This window comes from Phycisphaerae bacterium (assembly GCA_041652575.1).
Lineage (GTDB): Bacteria > Planctomycetota > Phycisphaerae > Sedimentisphaerales > UBA12454 > UBA12454.
Map to the genome: position 1 here is coordinate 54,462 of JBAZHC010000017.1, position 6,481 is coordinate 60,942.

Annotated in this window: 1 protein-coding gene; it reads left to right on the forward strand. The window is 48.5% G+C overall.

All coding sequences use genetic code 11. The features are described from left to right. Positions 1-22 precede the first annotated feature (22 nt). Positions 23-6,481: filamentous hemagglutinin N-terminal domain-containing protein (locus tag WC496_11380; GenBank protein ID MFA5293623.1), on the forward strand; the 6,459-nt coding region annotated here is incomplete at its 3' end.

A 6,481-nucleotide genomic window follows, 5' to 3' on the forward strand; every position in this document is an offset into this window, starting at 1 on the left:
AGCATTTATTGGAGATAAAAAGATGTGTCTTAAAAGCCAAATAAGAACGTTAAGTACACAAATTAGTATTTACGCAGTGGTATTTTGCCTGGTAATCATCTGGCCTACTGAAGCTATGCGGGCTGATACGAGTTCTAATATAGACCTCGCAGGCGTTGCAAACGGCAATCTGACTACCAGTTACAGTGCCGCCTCTAATACTACTAATATGACGGCTACCAATAACACCATTGCCGATTTTACCCGATTTAACATCGCCGGCAATGAGTCCGTCATAGTGGACCAGTTTGCTGCCGGTAATAGGGCATTGTTCAGAGTAGTTGGCGGGCAGGAATCCTGGCTGAATGGAAGTCTTACTTCTAACGGTATCTTATATTTCCAGAATACTGCCGGCATTATTTTTGGCAATGGAGCTAATATTAATGTCAATCAGTTGATTGCCACATCTCTTAATATATCAAATGCCGATTTCCTTACCGGGAATAATAATTTTGCCGGTGGTTTAGGCTCTGTGATAAATCGCGGTAATATATCCGCGGAAAAACTTGCTCTAATCGGCAGGCAGGTTGCCAACTATGGCAACATATCCTGCCCGGCCGGTTATGTGGTTATTGCTTCGGGTGACAGAATTTATCTTGGTGAACCGGGCAGTGATATATTGGTACAGATAGATGTGCCGGCTGTGCCTGATGCCGAACCTCTCGAAGGTTCTGCAATCCTTAATGAAGGTACAGTTGATGTTGGCAGCGGCACAATGATTATAGCTGCCGCCGGCGATGTCTACTCTCAGGCTATTACAAATGTCGGCACCCTGTCGGCTTCTTCGAATACTGGAGATGCAGGCTCGGTAAAGCTTGCAGCCGTTGATGGAACGGTTGTTAATAGTGGTACGATTGAGGCCGCTGGCGACCAGGGTGGCCAGGTAACGGTAGAGGGTAAACAGGTCGGACAATTCGGGACGGTCAGTGTCGATGGTACCGCAGGTGATGGTGGCAAAGTTGATCTCATTGCCGGCAATGTGGTTGCTCTTAGTGAAAATAGTTTGACTACAGCAAACGCCGGTACCAACGGCGATGGCGGCAAAATAACTGTTTTCTCACCTGATACTGCTCTATTCTGGCCCGATGCCAAGATAGAAGCAAAAGGCGGCAGCGTATCCGGCGATGGCGGCTTTGTTGAGGTATCTGGTAAACAGCACGTTGAAATATATGGTCTGATTGATGCTGGTGCAACGAATGGCGCTAACGGTCTGTTTTTTATTGACCCTTATAATATAACAATTCAAAGCGGGGTAGGTACCCTGTTGGGTGCTCCGTTCACTCCATCAGGTGCAGATGCGACAATTCAGGATCTCGTGATTGAAGCGTTGCTGGTTGTAGGCACAAGCGTAACAATTCAGACCGCCGATGGCGCTGAACCCACAAATGCCGGGAATATTATCCAAAATGGGGATGCACAGATTAACTATGTTGGCGGAGTTGGAACCCCGATTTTGACTTTGAATGCAGCTAATAACATTGTACTTAGCGGTGGTATAAGTGCTGCAGGGGCGCCGCTGGAAGTTGTGCTTAATGCTAATGGCGCCTATGGTACCGCTTCAGGAACAGGCGCGGTAACAATTAATGCGGCTATTGCTACCAATGGAGGTGATTTGACTGTTACTGGTATTGACTTTGATAATACCGGTGGTACAATCGGCACTGGTGGCGGCAAAATTGATATTCAGAATACCGGTAATATAACAATTGGTGCGGCTATGAATGCCGGCGCCGGCGATATAGATATAGATGGCGGTGGCGGAGTTGCAACGAGCATAATTGATGGCGGCGGAACCCTCACCAGTTCAGGCACAATCACCCTTGAAGCCAGTGGAAACATCGGAACTGTTGCTGACCCGATAGAGACCGCTGCAGGTACACTTAACGCGGCTACCACGGTCGGAGGTCAAATCAGCATTTCAGAAGCAGATGCTGTTACGGTGTCTGGTTTGGCTACTACGGGTGAAAATATACGACTGGTAAATGAAGCCGCAGGAGCAATAACGACCAGTGGAGCGATTGCCTCAAACGGCGGAACAATTACTATAAGCGCTTATGATGGAATAACTCTCGGAGCTAATTTAACATCAGGCGCAGGCATAGTTACTTTGGATACCGACCTTAATAATGGCGGTGCGGGCAGCTTTACGATAAATAATGGTGTAACGCTTTCGACAACAGACGCTGCAGTTGACATAATTGTCGGCTATAGCGGCGACATAATATTAACTGGCACGGGTGCCATCAATGCCGGTGCCGGCGAGGTGACAATAGAACCTTCGGGTGGTACGCCAACTTTCGAACTTGGCTCAGCAGTAGGTACTTTCAACTTAACGACAGCAGAGATTGAAAACATAACGGCTGCTACCCTTACGATTGGCAGCGCTACAATGGGAGCTATAACGGTAGGTGCCGACATAAGTCCTGATAATGTAACGAATTTGCATTTAATAACCGGTTCTACGGTAACGGCTACGGACGGTGGAATTTCGCAAGTAACGCGTTTGGGCATAGAGGCCGGTGGTGCGGTCACTATAACTGATACCACGACGGAAGTAGATGGATTGGCTATTTATACCTCGACAGGAGATATTACCTACATCGATACTGACGGTTTTAGTGTTGACACAGTTGATGGCTTAACAGGTATTGATACTGATAATGGAAGTGTAACTTTAACAACAACAACAGGCACTCTATCAGTATTGGATACAGCTGCCGCAGATGATATAGCGGCAACGACAACGATTGCCTTAACAGTGACGGCAAATGAAGGGAAGATAGAAATCTTATCCGGTGCCGATGTGCAGTCGACAGGCGGTACACATACATATACAGCCGACAAGATGGATATAGCCGGCACGATAACGGCTACAGGGCAGAAGGTGATCTTAAAAGCCGAATCTGCGATAGATGATGATGCGATTAATCTTGGTTCGGCGGTCGATACAACGGGCAATACATTGGAATTATCTGATACTGAGCTTGATCATATTACAGCTACGACTCTGCAAATCGGTGAGGCCGCTCAGGCCGGAGCGATAACGGTAAGTTCCGATATAAGTCCTGCTGCGATAACCAATCTGCATTTAATTAATAATTCTACGGTAACGGCCACAGATGGAGGCATAGTAGTAAGTGGTTTGGCAGTTGAGGCTGCTGGTGCGGTAGAGATAACAGATGCCACGACCAATGTAGCTACATTGGCTATAGATACATCTACAGGCAATATTACATTTACAGATGCTGACAGTTTCAGCGTTGGTACTGTGGATAGTATTGCAGGAGTGGATACAGACGGCGGCAGCGTGGCTTTGACGGCCACAACCGGCGATATTACGGTTACGAATACAGCAGCAGCCGACGATATAGGGGCTACTACCACGATAGCTTTGACGGCGGTAGCTGATGAAGGGAAGATAACTATAAACTCTGGTGCCGATGTTGAATCGACCGGCGGAACTCATACATATACAGCCGACAAGATGGCCATAGCCGGCACAATAACTGCTACCGGACAAAAGGTGATATTAAAGGCTGAATCTGCGATAGATGATGATGCGATTAATCTTGGTTCAACGGTCGATACAACGGGCAACACTTTGGAATTATCTGATGCAGAGATTGACAATATAACGGCGACGACTCTGCAAATCGGTGAGGCCGGTCAGGCTGAAGCGATAACGGTAAGTGCTGATATTACTCCTGCCAATGTTACTAATCTGCATTTAATAACTAATTCTACGGTAACGGCCACAGCCCTCAGTGGCGGCGGCATAGTAGTAAGCGGCCTGGCGGTTGAGGCAGCCGGTGCGGTTGAGATAACTGAGGCCTCGACGGATGTGGATACTCTGGCTGTGGACACATCCACGGGCAGTATTAAGTATACGGATATTGACGGTTTCAGCGTTGGTACTGTAGATGGTGTAGCGGCAGTTGATACAGATAACGGTAGTGTTCAATTAACTGCGATGTCGGGTGACATAACTGTAACCAATACCGCCGCAGCAGACGGCGATGTAGTGGCTACTACTACCATAGTTTTGACGGCAGCAGCCAACGAAGGAAAGATAACAATAGAGGCCTTGGCGGATGTGGAATCTACTGGCGGCGCTCATACATATATAGCCGATAAAATGGATATAGCCGGTACGATAACGGCTACCGGACAAAGAGTAACTTTGATGGCTGAACATGAGTTTGATGACGATGCAATCAATCTTGGTGCGGCTGTGGATACAGTTGACCATACACTGGCATTATCTGATACGGAACTTGATAATATTACAGCTACGACCCTCGTAATCGGTGAAACTGGTCAGGCCGGAGCGATAACGGTAAGTTCTGATATAAGTCCTGCCGCGATAACCAATCTGCATTTAATAAATAATTCTACGGTAACGGCCACAGATGGAGGCATAGTAGTAAGTGGTTTGGCAGTTGAGGCTGCCGGTGCAGTAACGATAACGGATAATACTACGGACGTAACCACACTGGCTGTAAATACTTCTTCGGGCAATATTCAATTTACGCCTACCGGTGCTTTCACTGTAGGTACGATAGATGGCGTCGATGGAGTTCATACTGTTGCAGGCAATATAACGCTGACAGCTACCAGCCCACTTACGATATCTGCCGATGTAACGACCACCGGGGACGGTGATATTACGCTGACAGCCGGCGATACGGTAGGTACGGCCGGGGATGCTATAACGATTAGTGCTTCTGTGCTTATTGCCAGCGATCTTGGCGATATTTTACTGACTGCCGGCGATGATATTACCCAGGCTGCCGGCGGCGTTATTCAGACCGGTGGAGCCGGTACGATAACATTGATAGCCGGCAACGAAGGCGCAGCCAGTAACGATGATGAAATAGGCAGTATAACCCAGGCCGGCACGGCCCAGATAATAAGCGGCGGCGGTATGATAACTCTGACTGCCGGACCTGACGGTGTAGCCGGAGATCTTGATCCTGGTGCTGACAATGATGTAACCGGCGGCGACATTGCGATAACTTCGATTAACGCAGGCGCAGGCAATGTAGTCGTTCGGGCTAATTCGTTCCACGCTGGCAGCAATGCTTATGGTAATATAACAGATGTTGATGCTGGTACGGAAATGGATATAACCGGCGGTGCACTGACACTAACAGCGGCTGCGGGCATAGGTTCCACAGGTACAGGTGGAGCCATAGAGATAGACGGCACAACGGTAACGGCGAACAATACTACAAGCGGCGGTATCTTCCTCAATGCCATAGGTACCGGCGGCGACAGTATAACGGCACATGCTCTGGTTGCGGGAAACATAGAGATATATGGTACAGAGGATGTGACACTAGCCAATGTTGATACTATCGGCGGCACGATAACGGTGGAGGTAGCCGGTGCTGATGTGATAGTTACTGATGTGTCTGGTTCCAGTACTGTAGATATAACGACGACCGGTTCTGGTTCTGTGCTGACAGGGGCGAATGATGGTACTGCAGATGTGACGGCAGTTGGCACATTGACGATAGCGTCTGGTCTGTCGATTGGAACAAGCGGGGCGGTAAACTTCCTTGAGGTTGATGCTCCGACGCTGGATTTAACCAGCGGCAATGGCGGTATATATATAGAAGATTTGGGTGCCGGCGGTGTTGGCGTTACGGCCAATGCTCAGACTTCCGGCGATATAGTGATGACATCGACAGAGGTTGTAACTCTGACAAATGTGGACACGGCAAGTGGCGCGGTGACTGTAACGGTAACTGGAGCCGGAGCTGGGGTCAATGCAATTATAGCGTCTGATGTGCTTGCTAACGGCGAGGCAACACTGACGACCGTAACTAATGGCGATATCCTTGTAACGGATGTCGATACTTTGAATAATAATGATGTTACGGTAAATTCTGCTGAAGACATTGTTGTGGCTCATATTGGAGCCGGAACCGGCAAAGTTGCATTGACGGCGACTACCGGAGCTGCCAGCACTATTACCGATGCAACTGGTGTAGATACTACGGTAGATGTTACGGCGGGTGAAATCAACCTGGCGGCCACTGGCGGCATAGGAGTATCAGCGACTAATTCTTTGAATCTTGCTGTTACGACAGTGGTGGCGGATGTTACCGGTAATGACGCCGATATATTCCTGACGAATGCTCCGACTTTGGATGCGACACTGGATGTGTCTACCAGCGGTACGGCCAGTTCTGACATAACATATAGTCAGACCGGTGGTAAAAATCTTGATGTTCTCAATGCCACGACTGTGGCTGGCAATATTACGATAGGGGTTACATCCGGTGATTTAACGGCTACTATAATAACAGCCGGTACGGATGGAAATATTGATTTGAGCACAACTACCAGCGGTAACATAAGGCTTGGCGCGGTTAATGCCGCGGCGGATGATGTTACGCTGGACAGCGTCGGCTCTATTCTGGATAACAATGCCGGG